The 20,937-nt window shown below is 34.5% G+C and carries 14 protein-coding genes and 1 riboswitch; of the genes, 7 read left to right on the forward strand and 7 right to left on the reverse strand.

What is annotated here, in order from left to right; all coding sequences use genetic code 11:
• Window position 1: 1 nt before the first annotated feature.
• Together ASO14_RS09565 and ASO14_RS09570 are read right to left on the reverse strand one after the other, a co-directional pair.
• A complete protein-coding gene (locus ASO14_RS09565; protein WP_068454315.1) occupies window positions 2-970 on the reverse strand; it encodes a LacI family DNA-binding transcriptional regulator in 969 nt (322 codons plus the stop codon).
• A 204-nt stretch (window positions 971-1,174) separates the two neighbouring features.
• Complete coding sequence (locus ASO14_RS09570; protein WP_068454318.1) at window positions 1,175-1,909, reverse strand: glucose 1-dehydrogenase; 735 nt, start codon at window positions 1,907-1,909, stop codon at window positions 1,175-1,177.
• A 224-nt stretch (window positions 1,910-2,133) separates the two neighbouring features.
• Here ASO14_RS09570 and ASO14_RS09575 point away from each other — a divergent pair, with 224 nt between their 5' ends.
• The 6 genes from ASO14_RS09575 (at window position 2,134) to ASO14_RS09600 (ending at window position 13,633) form a co-directional block, all read left to right on the forward strand.
• Entirely contained in the window at window positions 2,134-2,715 is a 582-nt protein-coding gene (locus ASO14_RS09575; RefSeq protein ID WP_068454321.1) for a TetR/AcrR family transcriptional regulator, read from the forward strand.
• 536 nt (window positions 2,716-3,251) lie between these two features.
• Window positions 3,252-3,431: riboswitch (cobalamin riboswitch) on the forward strand.
• Window positions 3,432-3,583: 152 nt separating this feature from the next.
• A complete protein-coding gene (gene metE / locus ASO14_RS09580; RefSeq protein WP_068454324.1) occupies window positions 3,584-5,887 on the forward strand; it encodes a 5-methyltetrahydropteroyltriglutamate--homocysteine S-methyltransferase in 2,304 nt (767 codons plus the stop codon).
• A 281-nt stretch (window positions 5,888-6,168) separates the two neighbouring features.
• A complete protein-coding gene (locus tag ASO14_RS09585) occupies window positions 6,169-7,386 on the forward strand; it encodes a HAMP domain-containing protein (RefSeq protein WP_165442681.1) in 1,218 nt (405 codons plus the stop codon).
• A 337-nt stretch (window positions 7,387-7,723) separates the two neighbouring features.
• Window positions 7,724-9,454 (forward strand): methyl-accepting chemotaxis protein, encoded by a 1,731-nt coding sequence (locus ASO14_RS09590; RefSeq protein WP_068454331.1) that lies wholly within the window; start codon window positions 7,724-7,726, stop codon window positions 9,452-9,454.
• An 85-nt stretch (window positions 9,455-9,539) separates the two neighbouring features.
• A complete protein-coding gene (locus ASO14_RS09595; protein WP_068454334.1) occupies window positions 9,540-13,043 on the forward strand; it encodes a non-ribosomal peptide synthetase family protein in 3,504 nt (1,167 codons plus the stop codon).
• Window positions 13,040-13,633, forward strand: coding sequence for a 4'-phosphopantetheinyl transferase family protein (locus ASO14_RS09600; protein WP_068454337.1), 594 nt, complete (start codon window positions 13,040-13,042; stop codon window positions 13,631-13,633). The genes ASO14_RS09595 and ASO14_RS09600 overlap by 4 nt, the downstream gene beginning before the upstream one ends.
• Window positions 13,634-13,797: 164 nt before the next feature.
• Here ASO14_RS09600 and ahpF read toward each other — a convergent pair whose 3' ends face one another.
• Together ahpF and ahpC are read right to left on the reverse strand one after the other, a co-directional pair.
• Window positions 13,798-15,348: an alkyl hydroperoxide reductase subunit F gene (gene ahpF, locus ASO14_RS09605; protein WP_068457453.1), complete on the reverse strand. Its 1,551-nt coding sequence runs from the start codon at window positions 15,346-15,348 to the stop codon at window positions 13,798-13,800.
• Window positions 15,349-15,624: 276 nt separating this feature from the next.
• Window positions 15,625-16,188, reverse strand: a complete 564-nt coding sequence (ahpC, locus tag ASO14_RS09610; RefSeq protein ID WP_068454340.1) for an alkyl hydroperoxide reductase subunit C — start codon at window positions 16,186-16,188, stop codon at window positions 15,625-15,627.
• Window positions 16,189-16,698: 510 nt separating this feature from the next.
• Here ahpC and ASO14_RS09615 point away from each other — a divergent pair.
• The gene (locus tag ASO14_RS09615; protein ID WP_068454343.1) at window positions 16,699-17,802 is read left to right on the forward strand and encodes an ABC transporter ATP-binding protein; all 1,104 of its coding nucleotides are present in this window, start codon (window positions 16,699-16,701) and stop codon (window positions 17,800-17,802) included.
• A 112-nt stretch (window positions 17,803-17,914) separates the two neighbouring features.
• On the opposite strand, the gene ASO14_RS09620 is transcribed toward ASO14_RS09615, so the two are convergent.
• The 3 genes from ASO14_RS09620 to asnS all read right to left on the reverse strand — a co-directional run bounded on the left by ASO14_RS09620 (window position 17,915) and on the right by asnS (window position 20,931).
• Window positions 17,915-18,463: an NUDIX hydrolase gene (locus ASO14_RS09620; RefSeq protein WP_068457463.1), complete on the reverse strand. Its 549-nt coding sequence runs from the start codon at window positions 18,461-18,463 to the stop codon at window positions 17,915-17,917.
• Between the two features lie 64 nt (window positions 18,464-18,527).
• On the reverse strand, window positions 18,528-19,457 hold the full coding sequence (gene epsC / locus ASO14_RS09625; RefSeq protein ID WP_068454346.1) for a serine O-acetyltransferase EpsC: 930 nt from the start codon (window positions 19,455-19,457) through the stop codon (window positions 18,528-18,530).
• 178 nt (window positions 19,458-19,635) lie between these two features.
• Window positions 19,636-20,931 (reverse strand): asparagine--tRNA ligase, encoded by a 1,296-nt coding sequence (gene asnS, locus ASO14_RS09630; protein WP_068454349.1) that lies wholly within the window; start codon window positions 20,929-20,931, stop codon window positions 19,636-19,638.
• Window positions 20,932-20,937 lie beyond the last annotated feature (6 nt).

A 20,937-nucleotide genomic window follows, 5' to 3' on the forward strand; every position in this document is an offset into this window, starting at 1 on the left:
TTTATTCTCCTTTAGTTGAATTTCTTTTTATTAAAATAGGTGCTACAAGTTGGTGACGTTCTAGAATATCTTCATTTTGCATTTGCTTCCATAAACAGCGAACAGCCCTTTGTCCAATTTGCGTAATTTGTTGTGCAATCGTTGTAATCGTAGGTGTCGTCCATTCTGTCATTCGAATACCATCATAACCAATCAACTGAATATCTTCTGGAATACGTAAATTCATTTGTTGAATCGCTTTTAACGTGCCAATTGCCATCGCATCGCTACTTGCAAAGATTGCTTCATATGTTCGATTTTGTAGTTTTTCAAGCACCAAAATTTTTGTCGCTTCCACTTCATATGCACTAATCACTTCTTCAATTTGTAATGTTTGTGCGCAAGAATAAAAGCCTGCTATTCGTTCATTTGCAACATCCTCTTCACTCGATGCTCGAATACATAGTACATTCTCTACGCCACAAGCCATCAAGTGTTGGCAAGCTATTTGACCTCCGAGGAAGTGATCCGTCTTGATTGTCGGAATCTTCTCTGATAAAACGCGGTCTACAGCGACCATGGGAATTTGCAACTTTTCATAGTAACTCGCTTCTATTTGCTTTGTCGCAATAAATAATCCTGCAATATACTGCTGTTGCAATTGTTCAATGATTTGTTTTTCTTTTTCATGTTCATTTCCAATATTACAAAGAATCATTGTAAAGCCGTATTGATAGGCTTGTTCTTCAATTTCTTTTGCTAACTCTGTAAAAAAAGGATTTGTAATATCTGGCACAAGCAAAGCCACCATTTGGCTTTTCTTCGTCGCAAGTGAACGTGCCATTTCATTAGGTCGATAACGCAGTAATTCGATTGCTGCGTGAATCGACTTTTTTGCCTCTTCACTCACATACCCGTTTTTATTTAGATAACGTGAAACAGTAGATGAAGATACACCCGCTTCTTTTGCTACATCTCGAATTGTCGGCATCTTTTCATCTCCTCTGAAACTCATATGGTACCGGTTCCACATAAATATAACGACTTCTTATCCTCATGTCAAACACCTATTTTTATATAAAAAGAAGGACTACGCCAATGCGCAATCCTTCCTTTTAAAGATTCTCTACCTGCTAATACCCCAAGATACAATAGGAGAAAATCAATAGAAGCTATAAATGTTTGGTAAAACGAATTAACGTGCTGACATACCGCCATCAACGATGAATTCTGAACCAGTTGAGTAGCTTGATTCTTCAGAAGCTAAGTAAAGAACTAAGTTAGAAACTTCTTCTGGCTCAGCTACGCGACCCATAGGAATCATTTTAGAGAATGCTTCAACTGCTGCTTTAGTATCTTCTTGAACAACCATTGGTGTAGCAATTACACCTGGGTGTACAGAGTTTACGCGGATGTTTTTAGGAGCTAACTCAAGAGCTGCTGCTTTTGTAATACCACGTACAGCAAATTTAGTATCAGTGTAACCTACAGCGCCACCAACTAAACCATTAAGTGAAGAAATGTTTACGATTGTACCTTGACCAGCTTTTTCCATTGAAGAAACAACTGATTTGATACCTAAGAATACAGAAACTTGGTTGATTTCAACGATTTTACGGTAATCTTCTACTGAAGTATCAGTGATTGATTTAGCCATAGTGATACCAGCATTGTTTACTAGTACGTTTACTGGACCGAATGCTTCTTCAGCTTTCGCTACAACGTTTTTCCAATCTTCTTCGTTTGCAACGTTTTGTTTTACGAAAATAGCGTTTTCGCCAAGTTCTGCAGCAAATGCGTTACCTTTTTCTTCATTTAAGTCCGTAAGAACGACTTTAGCGCCCTCTTCGATGAATTTTTTTGCGTGTGCAGCTCCCATACCTTGAGCTGAACCTGTAATAATTGCTACTTTACCTTCTAAACGAGCCATTATAAAACTCCTCCTTAAAATCTTTCAGAAATAAACTACACTTGTAAATTAACAAACTTTCATGCATACTGTCAATAGAAAAGCGCTAAATATTTTAATAATAAACTATTTAATTTTAAATTAATTATAACACAACTTGTTCACACATAGCTTAATTTAGGTAATTATAAACTTTCTGTTAAATGGAAATAATGGCATAATGACATTATGAAAGGAATGATTTGATGTCTTCTTCACAAGATCGTAGAATTTTACGCACACAGAAAAAATTAAAAGCTGCACTCATCCATCTTTTAAAAGAAGGACATGATTTACGTTCACTTTCAGTAACGGAAGTTGCACAGCAAGCTACATGTAATCGTGTTACATTCTACTCTCACTATAAAGATTTAGATGACCTTCTTTGCACAATCTTTGATGATTATCTTACAGAACTACTAACCTACTTTAGAGAGAGTTACCAAGCACTGGGGAAAATTTCATCTACAGATGAGCGACTCCACTTAGCTATTTTTGAATATATTTATCAAAATCAATTCATTTTCTCTCTCATTATTAAAGGAGAGATGCTGCCTGGTTCTCAAAATCGTTTTTGTGACAGCCTCGTACAACTAACCGGTAAAGAGATTGCACTAAAAGATGACTTACCGATTGAGGTACCTGCTCTTAGTTACTACTCAACATATGCAAGTCTTGGCTTTTTTATTTATTGGATGAATCAAGATTTCAAAGAGAAACCGGAAGTCATGGCAAAAAAACTAACCTATTTGCAAAGCAAGGTGTTTCAAGAAGCTGAAGTCTTATAAAAGTATGATTGAACTACATCTCCAATTTTTAGATATGTCTAAAAATTGGGATGTAGTTTTTAAATGACTAAATATTCATCAGAAGAAAAGAGGATGAGAAAAAACATTTCATTTTTCTCTTTTAGAGTTCGCAACGAAAAACCGGAACCTCGCCATAGCGCGATTCCGATTTTTCATGCTCATATAAGATGATATTTTCACAGTTATGTCTCATCCTCTTCAAACTGAAGTGCTACCTGAAAACCGTACAGAATTCTTCTTTTTCTCCGTTACATTAAGTCAGTAGCATGTGGATATAAATTCAAACTTCTAATCACTACTTTCCTATAAAATTTTCAGCTCAAGCTATTTTTGCTGAAGGTGGTTTTCTACACGTTCCTATTGGTTCACTTCTTCATGTTTAAGATACATTACTTTTTTATTTCCTAACTTCTTTCTAATAATTAAATCTCTCAGATGAAATAGTTGTATATTTTTCTGAATATTCCTCTTTTTCTTTTTATTCTAATATTTTTATGTTATAGTAATCTCTAATTACATAACGTGTAAGAAATGGTACTTATGAAAATAAGTTTAAATGGGAAGAGCGATGTAAATTCGCCACTGTCCCGCAACTGTAATTGGGAGTTTTTCAAACAACGCCACTGTTCTTTAATGGGAAGGCTTGAAAAATGTTGAACATAAGTCAGGAGACCAGCCATCTTCTAGTACACACCAAATACCTACGTGGAGATAGGTGGTGTTCTGTGCGCATAGACGGGGAAATTATTCCTCTTTTTCAGTATGCATAGATAACGCTTCAGACTATTTCCTTTAAGAAATAGTCTTTTTATTTTGGTTTATGTAAATTCAAAAGGAGGTTTTTATAATGACAACTGTATCAAGTACAACGATTGGATATCCATATATTGGTGAAAACCGCGAATGGAAAAGAACAGTAGAACAATTTTGGAATCAACAACTTTCAGAAAGTCAATTTGAAAAAGAATTAAAAAATCAACGCATAGCAAATTTACTAAAACAACAAGATAAAGGAATTGAACAAATAACAGTCGGGGACTTTACTTATTATGATCGTATGTTAGATTTAGCTTTTATGTTCCGCCTAATTCCCGAGAGATATCATACATTAGAATCAGAACCTTCATTGAAAACATATTATGCGATGGCACGTGGCTCAGACACAACAATTGCGTGCGAAATGACGAAATGGTTTAATACGAACTATCATTACATCGTTCCAGAATACGAACAACAAAAACTATCATTAGGATACAACTACTTACTTGATTTATTCAATGAAGCAAAATCTGTATTATCAACAACTCCAAAACCAACATTTATTGGTCCATACTCTTTTATTCAGCTAACAAAAGGCTATTGTGAAAAAACAGTCGCATCTTTTATTTTGCAACTATTACCACTTTACGAACAAGTAATTCAACAACTTGTAGATGCAGGAGCTGAATGGATTCAACTTGAAGAACCAATGTTCACGCAAGAGTTAGACGAAGAACAACTACAATTAATTGATGTGATTTATCAACAATTAGCTGATCATGTACCAGGTGCGAATTTAATGATTTCCACTTATTTTGAAGCAATTCCACAATACGAAAGAATTGTACAACTACCTGTAGCAGGTATTGGATTGGATTTTGTTCATGGATACAAAGATAATTTACAAGCAATCAAGCAATACAGTTTCCCAGGAAATAAAGTATTAGCTGCTGGTATTATTAATGGTCGTGATATTTGGGTCAGCCCTTTAAAAGAGGTCACACAAAAAGTTGAAGCTATCTTACAATTAGTTTCGCCAAAAGCATTGTGGCTACAACCTTCTTGTAATTTGCAACATTCACCTGTCACAACCGCTGCTGAAAAAGCATTGCCAACTGTCTTATATAATGCACTTGCATTTGCAGATGAAAAATTAGATGAATTGCGTCATATCACTTATTATATTCGTAATCAATCTTTTGAAACCCCATCTATAATAAAAGAAAATTTAATGGTTATTGAAAAACTTGCTACCGATGTATCTCGGAATAACTCGACTGTTGCACAAGAAATCAAACAACTTAACAAGAAAGATTTTAATCGTTCACAGCTTTTCGAAGAACGTATTATTACACAAAAAAACAGATTACACTTACCTGATTTTCCAACAACAACTATTGGAAGCTTTCCACAATCAGAAAAAATCAAAAAAATACGTTCGCAATGGCGTAAAAAAGAAATTTCAACAGAGCTTTATGAAACTCAATTACGTGCAGAAACAAATCGCTGGATTAAAATTCAAGAAGATTTAGATTTAGATGTATTAGTTCATGGTGAATTTGAACGAACAGATATGGTGGAATATTTCGGAGAAAAACTAGCTGGTTTTGCATTTACTAAAAAAGCTTGGGTTGTATCTTACGGTTCGCGTTGTGTAAAACCCCCTATTATTTATGGCGATATTGAATGGCTTGAACCGATGACTGTTAAAGAAACAATAGATGCTCAAGAACAAACAGATCGTTTAGTCAAAGGAATGTTAACAGGACCGGTCACCATTTTAAATTGGTCATTTGTACGTGATGACATCGAACGTAGTAAAGTCGCTATCCAAATTGCACTTGCACTTAAAAAAGAGATTCTTGCACTCGAAGAAAGTGGTATCCAAATCATTCAAGTCGATGAACCTGCCTTACGAGAAGGTTTACCATTACGACAGTCGCGTCAACAAGATTACCTAGATTGGTCAATTAATGCATTTAAATTAGCTACAGCTGCCGTTCAACCAAGTACGCAAATTCATACACACATGTGCTATTGTGAATTTAATGATTTTATTGAACCGATTGTTGCACTAGATGCAGATGTTATTTCACTAGAAACTTCACGTAGTCACGGTGAATTAATTCACTCATTGCAACATACACCTTATCCATATGGTATTGGTTTAGGTGTATATGATATTCATAGTCCACGGGTACCGAGTGTAGAAGAAATGTATACGATTTTAGAAGATAGTTTGAATATCATTCCAAAAGAAAGATTTTGGATTAATCCAGACTGCGGACTTAAAACACGTCGCGAAAAAGAAACCGTTGACGCACTAAAAAATATGGTAAGTGCTGCAAAGCAATTAAGAAGCCAGATTAAAAAACAGCCTATTTCACTTTAACTCACCTCAAATTTTTAATATAAAATAATTTAAAACTAAAGAACCCTTAGAATGATTGAATTATGTATTATTCTAAGGGTTTTTACTTTTTATGCTTATAAATCTTTTGTATGCATCAAATCCTATCAATTTCGTAAAGTAATATGTACCATGCTAATCATTTTATTTGTACACTTTTTGTTTTATTTTAATTAGTGAAAATTGAACCGAAAGTATTAACTTCTTTAGTATAAAGTGGTATGGTTATGTATATTATTATTCCACGAGACAAGGGAGATTCAATGAAATATTTGTCATTAAAATCTAAAAGTATTTTATTTGCATCGATTATTACGATTTTAGTCTCTTTAATCATTACTTCCATTAACTACTACATGAATATGAATGCAACAGTGAGTCGTCTCTCTACAGATTCAGAACGTACGATGAAAGCATGGTCAAAAGAAGTATTAACATCGGATGTCGAAAAACTTGTTGCAACACAAGATGAAGAACTACAAAAAAAAATGATTGCAAAATTTGATAAATTAGCCAATTACCAACCGCAAGTTGCTCAAGGCTATTTATTTGGTGTCGAGTTGCGTAATGGGAGTCAAACAAGTGTCATCTCAGGCCCAACATTCCTCATGGAAGCCTTTGAAAAATCGGACTTATTAATTGGTGACTTTTATACACAACCACAAGTCATTGCCGATGCCATTGCTGAGATGAAAATAACGAAAAAACAAACATACTCTAAAATTTATACCGATCGTTTTGGTACATGGATTACGGTCTTAAAGCCTTTATTTAATAAAGATGGTGAAATGTTCGCCTATTACGGAATAGACTTTGATGCTAATGCATATCTTTTAGGCGAATATAATAAAATTAAAACAACGATTATTATTTTAGTTGTTCTTTTACTTGTTGTTTGTTTAATACAGCTTATCTTTATGAATCGACTATTTAGACCGATTACGATTATGCAAAAGAAAATCGCTCGTTTGAACAAAGGGGATTATTCTGTTCGTTTAAAGGAAAGTGAAGATGAATTGGGCAAGTTATCCAAACAGCTAAACATCTTATTAACACAACTCGACGAACAACAGAAAAAACCTGTAAATTTATATGGTATGGAGCCAACAAACCTTGGTCAACTATCAAAACAATCTATGTTATTATCTATGGATATTCATTCTTTCTTAGAAAACGAAAAAGATTTAAACCCATATATTAGACGAGTACTATTAAAAGAAGAACAACATCAAAAAATCGCTAAATTAGCTAATCCATATATGATTTTATCACTCTCTACATGGTTAAATAGCATGAATTTAAGAGGACGGATGAATACTACAGAAAAAGAAATTCTATCTGAATTGATTCATATAGAAAAACCTAACCAAGATGTTCTATACAAGGGTATTATTGCAATTATTCATAACCCAGTACTCTCTCAAAAAATTTATACAGCGATTTATAAAAACTTTTTTGAAATATCTAATCAACTATCTTAAAATATTAATTTTTCACTTACAGAACTTTGACTCATTAATTAGAGGAAAGTTCTTTTTTTGTGTTTTTTTAACTAAAAAAATCATTTTATTTACTTACGTTAAAAAATTTTCATTGTTTTTTTATTGTTTTAATGGATTTTTCTTCCTTGTTTTATATTAAAAAACACTTATTTTTACACCAAAAAAATAATTATAATGCTTTTTAAATCCATTAAATTATACAAATACCATTTTTTATTTTTTTTCGAATTTTCCAAATGAGCATAAAGTATTAACTTTTAGTGACCGTAATGTTATATTAGTACTACAATAAAATGTATGCAAAAAAGGAGTAAACATGAGAAAATTATCTTTAAAAATGAAAAATATTTTATTCGCTTCAATTATTACGATTTTAGTAGCTATTATTTTGACAACTATTAACTATTTTATGAGTATGAATGCGACTGTCGATCGACTTACAAATGTATCAAAAGATACAGTAAAAGCTTGGTCACAAGATATTAAAACAGAAGATGTAGAAAAATTAGTTCAAACTAAAGACGAAAATATTCAAAAAGAAATAGTGGCTCACTTTGATCGTCTAGCTCAATATCAACCTCAAGTTGCACAAGGTTATATTTTTGGAGTGGAATTGGAGAATGGAGCGGGTACTAGTGTTATATCTGGCCCCACCTTCTTAATGGATGATTTCGATAAGTCAGATTTACATATTGGCGATATCTATACACAACCAAAAGTGATTGCAGACGCAATTGCCGACATGAAAAAAACAAAACAACAAACAATTTCAGATATTTATTCTGATGATTTTGGTACATGGATGACGGTTTTAAAGCCACTTTTTGATGAGAATGGTGAAATGTTTGCGTATTACGGGGTCGATTTTGATGCAAGTTCTTATTTAAATGGTGAATATAAAAAAATCAAAACAACCATTTTCATTTTAATTGGACTACTATTACTCGTATGTGCTATTCAATACGCATTTATGAGCAAGCTATTCCGTCCTATTACAGAGATGAAAGAAAGTATGGCTCTTGTAAGTGAAGGTGACTATTCTGTTCGTTTAAAAGAAGGAAATGATGAATTAGGACAATTATCGAAGCAATTCAATACAATGAGTGAAACAATTGGTGGTATGTTAGATTCCATTCGTTCATCATCAACTGCTTCTAGTATTCAAGCAAATAGCCTTTATAAAGAAGCTGATGAAGTGAATCAAACATTAGAAGAAATTACAAACTACACAGATAAAATTACAGGTCGATTACAAAATCAAAACGAATCTACTACTGAAGTTCTGACTTCAATTCAAGAACTTTCTCGTTCTGTAGACTCCATTACAAATAATGTTATGAACGTAACAGAGTTATCCCTCACAACAGAAGACCATGCAAAAGCAGGTACAGAAGCAATTAATGTGTTGAAAAATCAAATGGTAAAACTAAAAGATTCTTCTCAACGTTCTGAGAGTAATGTCTCATCACTTAAAAATCGTTCATTAGAAATTAGCAGTATTGTTCAATTAATTACAGATATTGCGGATCAAACGAATTTATTATCATTAAATGCTGCAATTGAAGCTGCACGTGCCGGTGAACATGGTAAGGGGTTTGCTGTAGTGGCAGACGAAGTCCGTAAATTAGCTGAACAATCTTCAAAATCAGCTAAACAAATTGAGACACTCATCCAAGATGTACAAGTAGAAACAGAAAAAGCTGTACAATCATTCCGTACAGAAGCTGCTCTTGTTTCTGAAAGTTCATTATTAGTTGGAAATATGGGCGCCATTTTCCAAGATATTCTGTCACAAACATCACATGTTTCAAGTAGTATCCAGGAAGTATCAGCCGCAATTGAAGAAATCGCTGCTGAAAACGAGGAAGTAGCTGCAATTTTTGAACAACTTGCACATACATCAACTGAAAATAGTGATGCAAGTCAAAAAATCAAACACAACATTCGTAATCAACAAGTTTCATTTAGTAAAATTGTTGAGTCAACAAAAACAATGAATGATATCGTATCTGAATTAGAACAATTAGTTTCTGATGTGAAAAGCTAACAAAACATGGTGAGAGATTGAAAGATCTCTCACCCTTTTTCACAATATAACTGTATGAATTATGAAAAATTGGAGGTTTATTAACTTGGTTACTTTACAACAAGATTTGAAAATCACGCAAAATTCTCTATTCCCTATTGATACATCTTTTCGTTCAGATGTCTCGACGTATCAATCTGCTAAAAAAAATTTAGATTATTCAATCCAATGGCATATTACAGCTTTTGGTATTTGGATGAACCGCTTAACAAATGAAGACTCTATTGAACTTGCAATTGAATTAGACCAAAAACAATCTGTGGTTCATATGGCTTTTTCTCAAGATTCAACAGCTGATGAAATTTATAAACAAGTTGTTTTAGAATCTACTGAACATCTGTCAAACGACTTAAAATTGGTCTTTTCTTCAAATAATTATCATTTTGAAAGTTACACATGCTTTTTAAACGAAAAAAATTTCGAACGTTATGAACAGTATTACACTATTATTTTGGCAGCGATTTTAGAGAATCCGAATATTAAAATTGCTCAAATCAATCTTATGACTGCATGGGAACATCAGCTTTATCAAAAATTAAACCAGACAGAACGAGATACACCAATCGATCAAACAATGCACGATGTATTTGATCAGACGGCACAAAAGTATCCACAAAAAGTTGCTTTACAAGATGCAACAAAAACACTTACTTTTTCAGAGATTCAAATACAAGCAGATAGTATTGCTCAACTATTAATAGAGAAAGGGATTCAAGTAGGTGATTATGTTGCAGTTTATATGCAACGCAGCATGGAAGCGATTATTTCTATGTTAGGCGTAATGAAAGCTGGAGCCATTTATGTACCACTTAGTCCTGATAATCCTGACGAACGAAATGAGTACATCTTAAAAGACACACAAGCAAAATTCGTATTAACAGATGTGATTACTACTGAAAAAGCAATTACTTGGGATGAACAAATTCCAATGGCACTGTATACTCAAATCGAAGAAAAAACACTTGTGAAAAAGCCAACGGTCAAACCAACTGATCTCGCCTATATTATCTACACTTCTGGCTCTACCGGTAGACCAAAGGGTGTGAAAATACCACATAAAAGTATCGCAACATTTGCTTATGCTGAAAAAGAAACCTATGGATTTTCGGAGCATCATATTTTAACTCAATTTTATACACTCACATTTGATGCATCTTTACTTGAATTATGTCCGATGATTTTCCACGGGAATACACTGTATATGTTATCCAAAGAAGAGCGACTCGATATTTCTTTATTTGCAGAAGCAATTCATGAACATCGCATTGACTATATCATGATGGTTCCAATGAGTGCTTTAAAACAGTATCTTCTATTTGCGACTGAAGAAGACATCGAAAAATTACAACGTCTACAATGTTTTGGTGTAGGTGGTGAAACACTTCCTTTAGATACGGTTCGACTTTTCCAAGAAAAATTCGGTCTTATTCCTTTAAAAAATGTATATGGCCCTACAGAATGTTCTGTTTTAACGACGACTTATACAATCGACACACTGTTACCAAAGGATCTGATGACAATCCCAATTGGAACGCCTTTACCGAATTATCGTGTACATGTCTTAAATGATGGGATGGCTTATTGTCCAATAGGCGTTACAGGTGAACTATATATTGAGACAACTGCTCTAGCTGAAGGCTACTTACATCTTCCTGAAAAAACAGATGAAGTATTTGTAATGACACCTCATAGTGAAAATAGAATGTATCGAAGTGGCGATTTAGTACGTTTACTACCGAATGGTCAAATTGAATTTGTTGGAAGAAAAGATACGCAAGTTAAAATACGTGGATATCGTGTTGAACTGGGAGAAATCGAAGAACATCTTCTTGCAATACCTGAAATTACAGATGGTGCGATAATCGCAAAAGAGATTCAAGGTGATCTATCCATCGTGGCATACTATCAGGTAAAAGATGGGGTTACTTATTCAACTGAACAGGTAGTAGATGCTTTAAAACAACAAGTTCCAGCATATATGTTGCCTGCTTATGTGATTGAGCTTGAAGAATTCCCTCTATTACCAAGTGGAAAAATTAATCGTACTGCTTTAAAAGAGCGTGAATTAGATGTGCAAGTTCAAGTGAAGCATACAGAGAATCAATTAGCTCCAGTAAATGATGAAGAAGCTATCATTTTAAAAGCATGGCAAGATGTATTATTACAACAAGACATTGGCACAAATGAAGATTTCTTTGAAATTGGTGGTCATTCATTAAAAGTTTTAGCAATCTTAACACAATTGAAAAAGCAATTCCCTATGTTGAAAATTAATGATTTCTTTGAATATCGTACAGTTCAAGCACTTGCTAATTATGTACGTACTGCTGAAACTCAAGAAGAAGTTGTAAAAGAGACGAAACAAAAAGAACTGTTTGAGCATCCAAAATCATTACACAGCATGACTGTTTTCAAACCGATTACACAGCAATCGATCTTATTAACAGGTGCTACAGGCTATCTAGGTGCACACTTACTAATCGACCTATTAAAACATCCTGAGGTTACGGAAGTTTCCGTACTTGTGCGTGCAACATCAAAAGAGCATGGTTTAAAACGTATCCTTGAGCAGTTACGCTATTATGAACCAAGCCAACCAATGGAAGAACTTTTACGAAATACTTCTTTACGTATTATTTTAGGTGACTTCACACAACCTAACTTAGGCGCAAGTTCTGAAGATCTTATGTGGTTACAAACAAATGTACAAGCACTTATTCACTGTGGAGCAGACGTACGTCACTTTGGTGATGCAGAGCACTTTAAAAAGACAAATATTGATAGCACTGCCTATTTAATTGATTTCGCAAAACAATGTACAGAGATTCGCTTCCATTATGTTTCGACATTAGGTATTCAAGAAGATTTAGCATCTGAAGGTAAATGGGACGATTTCTTAACAAAAGACTCCATTTTAGATGCCCCTGATGTTGAAAGTCTTTATACAAATAGTAAGTTAGCATCTGAAAAATTGTTACAACAAGCTCATACAGAAGGTCTTCCTGTTACAATTTATCGTCCTGGTAATATTTCTTGCCAATCAACTACAGGAATATTCCAAAAAAATATTGATTCAAATGCTGTATATCGTATGTTTAAATCATTTATTTTATTAGAAAAAGCACCGAATGTAAACTCCATGATGGACTTTACAATGGTTGATTACGCAAGTTCTTTAATTACAAATATCGCTCTTTCAAACGATACAATCGGTGGAATTTACAACATTTGCAATACAACGCTGATTTCATTCAAAGATGTTTTACAACACTTTAGAAAATTCGGTTATACAATCGAACTTGTAGATGAACAAGAGTTTATTAACTTCTTATATGATGATTCTAAAAAAGATGCTGAAGGTCTTGCTCTGGCTATGGCTGGCTTAGAAGGTGATGGCGCAAAAAATTCATCCCTATTATATGCATGTCCACAATCCGAATTGTTTATGACACAAAACCAATTAGTTTGTCCTAAACCTGATGAAACATTCTTTGAACATATGATTCAACAAGCAATTCAGCAACACTATTTTCCGGAGATAAAAAAATGAAAATACTATTAACCCCTATTTCATACAATAAATCGATTTTCAGAAGTTTTTTTCCATTATTAACGGCTGATGAACGTTCTTATGTACGCAAGTTTACTTCTTTTAAGCGTGCATATGAATCTTTGATTGCACGTATTATAATTAAAAAATATCTAGGTGTCGATGGTATTGGACAAACGAAAGATGGGCAACCTTATTTACCTGACAGTCCTTATTATGTCAGTATTTCACATTGCGAAGGATATGTGATGGTTGCCTACTCTAATTGTAAAATCGGGGTAGATTTAGAGTTACAACAACCTCTTTTAGAAGGAACTGAGTACTTTATGAGTTCATACGAACAAAAAATTTTCAAACAAGAAGCTCAACAACTTTGGTTAATTAAAGAGGCTTATTCTAAATGGCGTTCACTAGGATTTCGTGGAATTGATCCACAAAAAATTCAATGTAAAAAAAAGAATGACCAGTGGACAATTCAAAAAGAACATTGTTTTGTGAAAACAGAAAAATACGGTGAATTATCGTATGCATTTGTTTCTTCACAAGAAAAGGTAAGTAAATTAATTCTAGTAGAAGAGAAATATTTATAATATAAACTAGGCTAGAACATAACATTTCACTTCTCTTTTTAGCGTTCGCAACAAAAAACTGGAATCGCGCCACAGCACGATTCCAGTTTTTTTATGCTCATATAGGATAGTATTTTTTACACTTATGTCCAGCCTATTTTCTAATGCTTAAATATGGAAAAGTATTATACTTCTACTAACTCTTCTGTATGACGAATTAGGTAATCAAATGCACTCAATGCCGCTGTTGCACCTGCACCAATTGAGATAACGATTTGTTTATAGGCACTATTTGCACAGTCACCTGCTGCAAACACACCATCGATATCTGTTGCTCCATTACGATCTGTAACAATCTCTCCACGTTCATTCAATTGAACAGAACCTTCTAGGAATTCTGTATTTGGTAATAAACCAATTTGAATGAATACACCATCAAGTGCTACATGATGTTTTTCTTTCGTTACAGCATCGATATATTCAATACCATTCACTGTACGATCACCTGTAATTTCAGATGTTAAAGCATTCGTGATAATTGTTACATTTGGTAAACTACGTAAACGTTCTTGTAGAACTGTATCTGCAATTAACTCACCTGTGTTTTGTAGAAGTGTTACATGGTTCACAATTCCAGCTAAATCGATTGCTGCTTCAACACCTGAGTTACCGCCGCCTACTACTGCTACATCTTTACCTTTGAATAATGGGCCATCACAGTGTGGACAATATGCTACACCTTTATTTTTAAATTCTTGCTCACCCTTTACGCCTAATTGACGGTAGCGAGCACCTGTTGATAGAATAACAGTTTTACTTTTTAAAACTGCACCATTTTCTAATTCAACTTCGATTAATTGTTTCTTCTCAATATTTTTCACACGTTGTGCTTTCATCACATCAACTGGATAATCTAATACATGTGCTTCAAGACTTGCAACAAATTTTGGACCTTCTGTTGCTTTTATACCGATAATATTTTCAATCGACATTGTATCATTTACTTGTCCACCGAAGCGTTCTGCAACAATTCCCGTACGCACACCTTTACGTGCTGCATAAACTGCTGCACTTGCACCTGCTGGACCTCCACCTACTACTAACACGTCAAATGGTTCTTTATCATTGAATTCGGCAGCATCAACTGTAGAACCTAATTTATCTAGAATATCATCTAATGTCATACGACCACCTTCAAAGAAATCCTTATCACGGTAAACTGCTGGTACAGCCATGATTTCTTTTTCTTCTACTTCTGATTTGAAAGCGCCGCCTTCAATCATTGTATGTGTAATATTTGGATTTAATACAGACATAATATTTAACGCTTGTACAACGTCAGGACAGTTATGACATGTTAAACTAACATATGTTTCAAAGTTCATTGGCTCTTTAATCGCTTGAATACGTTTTACTGTTGATTCATCAATTTTTGGTGCACGGCCACTTACTTGTAATAACGCCAGTACAAGCGACGTGAACTCATGACCAAGTGGTAAACCTGCAAAAATAACACCTGTATCTTCACCTACACGATTAACGCTGAAACTCGGTGTACGTTCTAATTCTGCATGTTCAATTGTAATACGTGGTGACATATCATCTAATGTTTGAACAAGTTCTAACATATTTTTTGATGTTTCATCTTCGCCCACATGTACTTTTAAAACTAAGTCTCCTTCTAACATGGCAAGGTATTGCTTTAGTTGTGTTTTAATTTGATCGTCTAATAACATAATTGAAACTGCTGCTTTTTTCACTTCTAATTATATGTTTCCATCATTTTTTTGCACAAAAGTGATGGAACTATATACGTTGAATGCCCTCTTTCACAGCAGTATTTTCACCTCTTCATTTCGTTTCAGGTAGGTAAGAGAGTGATGCCAAACCATAAAACGATTCATTTTTCCGTACATTTATGCAATTTTGCTAAAAACAGAGCGACAAATACCAATCTGTAGACTGATGTTTGTCGCTTGTCTAGTGCCCTATATGACTACAGTGGCGTTAAATTAGATTTTACCTACTAGGTCTAGGCTAGGCGTTAATGTTTCTTCGCCTTCTTTCCATTTCGCTGGGCATACTTCACCTGGGTGGTTACGTACGTAGTTAGCTGCTTTAATCTTGTCGATTAATTGAGAAGCGTTACGACCGATACCATCATTGTTGATTTCCATAGTTTGTACTACACCGTCTGGATCGATTAAGAAAGTAGCGCGTTGTGCAAGACCTGCTTCTTCGTCTAATACGTCGAAGTTGCGAGAAATTGTGTGTGTTGGGTCACCAATCATTGTGTATTCGATTTTAGAAATCGCTTCTGAATGATCGTGCCAAGCTTTATGGGTGAAGTGTGTATCAGTTGATACAGAATATACTTCAGCACCTAGAGATTTTAATTCGCCGTATACAGCTTGTAAATCTTCTAGTTCAGTTGGGCAAACGAATGTAAAGTCAGCTGGGTAGAAGCATACTACAGCCCATTTACCTTTTAAAGTTTCTTCTGATACTGTTTTGAATTCACCGTTTTGGAATGCTTGTGCAGTGAATGGTGCGATTTCTTTATTTACTAATGACATATTCAATTCCTCCTAGATATATAATCAATTATTAATAATAAATCCTTAATTAGAATTATTATTGTTTACATTAAAATTATCATACAAAAGGCTTTCAATGTCAACCCTTATACATATATCTTAACAAATTTATTCATTCATTGTCCAAGAATATAGTAAAACCAAGTGTTTACAGTCATTTCCCACTCTGAACAACTTTGTGAGACTTTTCACGTAAGCTACTAGTGAAATAGTGAACATACTTGATTTTACGCATTTTCCAAAGTTTTATATACATCTTCTATATCCTTATAAATTGTCATATTTTAGACGTATTTTACACATTCTCATTCACTAACTAATGTAACCTATATTTTATGTACTTTTGCACACTTCCATCTCAATTAAAAGCTTTTACTCGTTTAATTGAGAATAAAAAAATGTCGTAATTAAAATTACTGCTATTTCAAAGGTACTTTGACTATAATAGAATACGAAATGTATAGAATTTAAACATAGAGGAGATCTATGATGGCTGAATTAACATTACAAAATATTTATAAAATTTACGATAAGAAGGTAACGGCTGTAACGGACTTCAATTTAGCAATTCAAGATAAGGAGTTTATTGTTTTTGTTGGGCCATCTGGCTGTGGAAAATCGACAACACTTCGGATGATTGCAGGATTAGAAGAAATTTCAAAAGGTGACTTTTACATTGATGGGGAACGTGTAAATGATTTACCACCAAAAGATCGCGATATTGCGATGGTGTTCCAAAACTATGCGCTCTATCCACATATGACGGTTTATGAAAATATGGCATTTGGCTTAAAACTGCGCAAACTACCAAAAGAAGAAATTAAACGTCGCGTATCTGAAACAGCGAAGATTTTAGGGTTAGAAGAATATTTAGAACGAAAACCAAAAGCATTATCAGGAGGTCAGCGTCAACGTGTGGCACTTGGTCGTGCGATTGTACGCGATGCAAAAGTATTTTTAATGGATGAACCCTTATCGAACTTAGATGCTAAATTACGTGTACAAATGCGTGCAGAAATTATTAAGTTACATCAGCGTTTACAAACCACTACAATTTATGTAACGCATGATCAAACAGAAGCGATGACGATGGCAACACGTCTTGTTGTAATGAAAGACGGTCTCATTCAACAAGTGGGTTCACCAAAAGAAGTATATGAAAAACCTGTGAATGTCTTTGTTGCTGGCTTTATTGGCTCACCAGCTATGAACTTTTTCAAAGCGCGTATTCAAGGTGATTTTGTACAAGTGGGCACATTACAGCTACCATTGACTGCAGAACAGCGTACTTTGCTACACGACAAAGGTTATAACGAGCAAGAAATTATTTTAGGAATTCGTCCAGAAGATTTTCATAACGAAGAAAATATGCTAGAACAACTACCAGAACATACAGTTCAAGTGAAGATTGATGTAGCCGAATTAATGGGTGCGGAATTTATGATTTATGCGCAACTAGAAGAACAAAACTTTATCGCACGTATTGACGCAAATGAACAGCTGTCATCTGGACAAACATTATCACTTGCGATTCAATTACAAAAAGCACACTTCTTTGACGCGACAACAGAAATGCGCATTACAGCTGAATAATTTTTTTAACAGGCTGGCACAAACATTTCACTTCCCTTTTTATCGCAACGAAAAAACTGGAACCGCACCACAACACGGTTCCAGTTTTTTTATGCCTAGTCTGTTTCTTATTTTACTTCATTTGTGCAATGATTTTATTATAAATCGGTAGCATATGTTCTTCTTTACAATATGTACTCAATTCATCAAATGCAATCCACGCCACATCACTATTTTCCTCTTCACACACAACAAGTGCCGCTTGGTCATCTGCTTCAACTAGATACGTGACGTTCATATGTAAATGCTCTGATACATACTGCCCTTTTTTCACATGTCCTAAAACCGTTAGTTGCTCAATCGAAATAGGCTCTTGTTGAACAGGTTTTGCTTCTACCCCTGTTTCTTCTTGCACTTCTCTTAATGCCACAGCTAAAAAATCTGATTCACCATCCGCATGTCCTCCTGTCCATGCCCATGATTGATAAATATTATGATAGACCATTAATACATGTGTACGTGCTTGATTCACGACAAAAGCTGAAACTGTCATATGTGCAATTGGGTTTTGACGTGTTAAAACATCTGGAAAGTGTGTGAATGCATAGCGAAATGATGCTAAGTCTCGCTCCTCTTGTTCATTCACAGGTTGGTATTGTAATAGCTTTTCTTGCCAATTCATTAGTTGACTTCCTTTCATAAAAAAGAAGGAGGTATGGTAGCTGAACTACCCCTCCTTACTTTTTTTAAATTTCATATTCAATATTTACAGATTGGTTAATACTTGGTGAAGGTTGTGAATGGTATACGCGCGAATGTGGCACAACAGAATGTGTTAACCAAATGTTACTGCCTAGTACGGTATCATGACCAATTTTTGTTTTGCCACCTAAAATCGTTGCACCCGCATAAATCACGACATTATCTTCGATGTCAGGATGACGTTTAATTCCTTTAATTGGATTGCCTTCATCGTCTAGTGGGAAGCTAAGCGCACCTAATGTTACACCTTGATAGATTTTAACATTGTTACCTATTGTACATGTTTCACCAATTACAACACCTGTACCATGATCGATGAAGAATGAATCGCCAATGGATGCGCCTGGATGAATATCGATTCCTGTTAATTCATGTGCATACTCTGACATAATACGTGGAATAATTTTCACATCTAATTTATATAGTTCATGCGCAATACGATGAATGCAAATCGCTTGAATAGATGGGTAACTCAGTAGAATTTCTTCTGTTGATGTTGCAGCAGGGTCGCCATTATAAGCTGCTTGAATATCTGTCTGTAATGTACGACGAATTTCCGGAAACTTGTTCATCAACTGAATAACAATTTGATCTGCTCGTTCACGTGCAACGTTTTCGCATACATCTTCATCTTCTTTATTATAAAATAGCGCTTTTTCTAAAATATCACGTAAATCAAGCGCTGCTTTTCGTAAATTATTACTAATTGCGACATTCAGACGCACTTCATCAATCGGTTTTTGATCATAGATTCCTGGGAATAACGCAATGCGGAAACTTTCAATGACACGATAAATGCGGTCGCGTCCTTTAAAACCAATTGAATTTTCTAAATCAAAATAGTCTTGATTGATTTCAATCAAGTCATTTGAAATTTCAGGTACCTTTGTATTTAACCAATCATTTAATTCCATAATACAAAATCCTCCTCATCTACTCTAAAGCGTATTCATTACGCTCACTCATCTTTGTTCTATTTTAACGCACAATGTACAGTGTTCCAACTAAATTGTTTTTTATTTTTATAGCATACTTTAATTCTCAAAAGAAAAAGCTCATATGACTTAACATCACATGAACTTTCGTCTTCTATTATGGGTAAATACGATTTAATAAACGTGGGAATGGAATGGTTTCACGCACGTGTTCAGCACCTGTTACCCAAGATACTGTACGTTCTAGCCCTAAACCGAAACCTGAGTGTGGTACAGAACCGTATTTACGAAGTTCTAAATACCAGTTGTATGCTTCTTCATCTAAGCCATGTTCTTGGATACGTTGTTTTAATAAATCATAATCCCAAATACGCTCAGAACCACCGATAATTTCACCATAACCTTCTGGAGCGATTAAATCGGCACATAGCACGACATCATCGCGGTCTGGATGTGGTTGCATGTAGAATGGTTTAATATCTTTTGGATAGCATGTAATGAAAACAGGTAAATCAAAGTGATTTGCAATCGCTGTTTCATGTGGCGCTCCGAAATCATCGCCCCATTTAATATCATCAAAACCTTCTTTATGAAGGAATTCAATGGCTTCATCATATGAAATACGTGGGAATGGCGCTTTTACTTTTTCTAATTTTGAAAGGTCGCGACCTAAAATTTCTAATTCTAGTTTGCAGTTTTTCAATACAGATTGCACGATATACGATACAAATTGTTCTTGTACTTCTAAGCTCTCATCATGTTCCACAAAAGCCATTTCTGGTTCAATCATCCAGAACTCGATTAGGTGACGACGTGTTTTTGATTTCTCAGCACGGAATGTTGGACCGAATGAGAATACTTTCCCTAATGCCATTGCTGCTGCTTCTGCATATAATTGACCTGATTGTGATAAGAATGCATCTTCATCAAAGTATTTTGTATGGAATAGTTCTGACGTACCTTCAGGTGCTGAAGCTGTTAAAATTGGTGGATCCATTTTAACGAAGCCATTGTCATTAAAGAATTCGTATGTTGCACGAATTAATTCGTTACGCACTTTCATTTTTGCATGTTGTTTTTTTGAACGTAACCATAAGTGACGGTTGTCCATTAAGAACTCTGTACCATGCTCTTTTGGTGTGATTGGATAGTCGTGTGATTCTGAAATCACTTCGATGTCCTTCACTTGTAATTCATAACCGAATGATGAACGTGTATCTTCTGTTACTTCACCGATTACATATAATGAAGTTTCTTGATGAAGACCTTTTGCTGTTGCAAACATTTCTTCAGAAACTTCTGCTTTTACAACAACGCCTTGTACAAATCCTGTACCATCACGTAATTGTAAGAAAGCAATCTTACCGCTTGAACGCTTATTTGCAAGCCAAGCGCCAATTTTTACTGTTTCGCCAACATGTTTTGGCATTTCTTGAATTGTAATTTTTTTCATGGGAAT

This window comes from Kurthia sp. 11kri321 (assembly GCF_001534765.1).
Classification (GTDB): domain Bacteria; phylum Bacillota; class Bacilli; order Bacillales_A; family Planococcaceae; genus Kurthia; species Kurthia gibsonii.

Coding starts and splice junctions, on each gene's coding strand:
- asnS (WP_068454349.1), bottom strand. CDS start 20,931: ATGAAAAAAATTACAATTCAAGAAATGCCAAAACATGTTGGCGAAACA.
- ASO14_RS09620 (WP_068457463.1), bottom strand. CDS start 18,463: ATGAATTGGCAAGAAAAGCTATTACAATACCAACCTGTGAATGAACAA.
- epsC (WP_068454346.1), bottom strand. CDS start 19,457: ATGGAATTAAATGATTGGTTAAATACAAAGGTACCTGAAATTTCAAAT.
- ASO14_RS09575 (WP_068454321.1), top strand. CDS start 2,134: ATGTCTTCTTCACAAGATCGTAGAATTTTACGCACACAGAAAAAATTA.
- ASO14_RS09585 (WP_165442681.1), top strand. CDS start 6,169: ATGAAATATTTGTCATTAAAATCTAAAAGTATTTTATTTGCATCGATT.
- ASO14_RS09615 (WP_068454343.1), top strand. CDS start 16,699: ATGGCTGAATTAACATTACAAAATATTTATAAAATTTACGATAAGAAG.
- metE (WP_068454324.1), top strand. CDS start 3,584: ATGACAACTGTATCAAGTACAACGATTGGATATCCATATATTGGTGAA.
- ASO14_RS09565 (WP_068454315.1), bottom strand. CDS start 970: ATGCCGACAATTCGAGATGTAGCAAAAGAAGCGGGTGTATCTTCATCT.
- ASO14_RS09600 (WP_068454337.1), top strand. CDS start 13,040: ATGAAAATACTATTAACCCCTATTTCATACAATAAATCGATTTTCAGA.
- ahpF (WP_068457453.1), bottom strand. CDS start 15,348: ATGTTATTAGACGATCAAATTAAAACACAACTAAAGCAATACCTTGCC.
- ASO14_RS09570 (WP_068454318.1), bottom strand. CDS start 1,909: ATGGCTCGTTTAGAAGGTAAAGTAGCAATTATTACAGGTTCAGCTCAA.
- ahpC (WP_068454340.1), bottom strand. CDS start 16,188: ATGTCATTAGTAAATAAAGAAATCGCACCATTCACTGCACAAGCATTC.
- ASO14_RS09590 (WP_068454331.1), top strand. CDS start 7,724: ATGAGAAAATTATCTTTAAAAATGAAAAATATTTTATTCGCTTCAATT.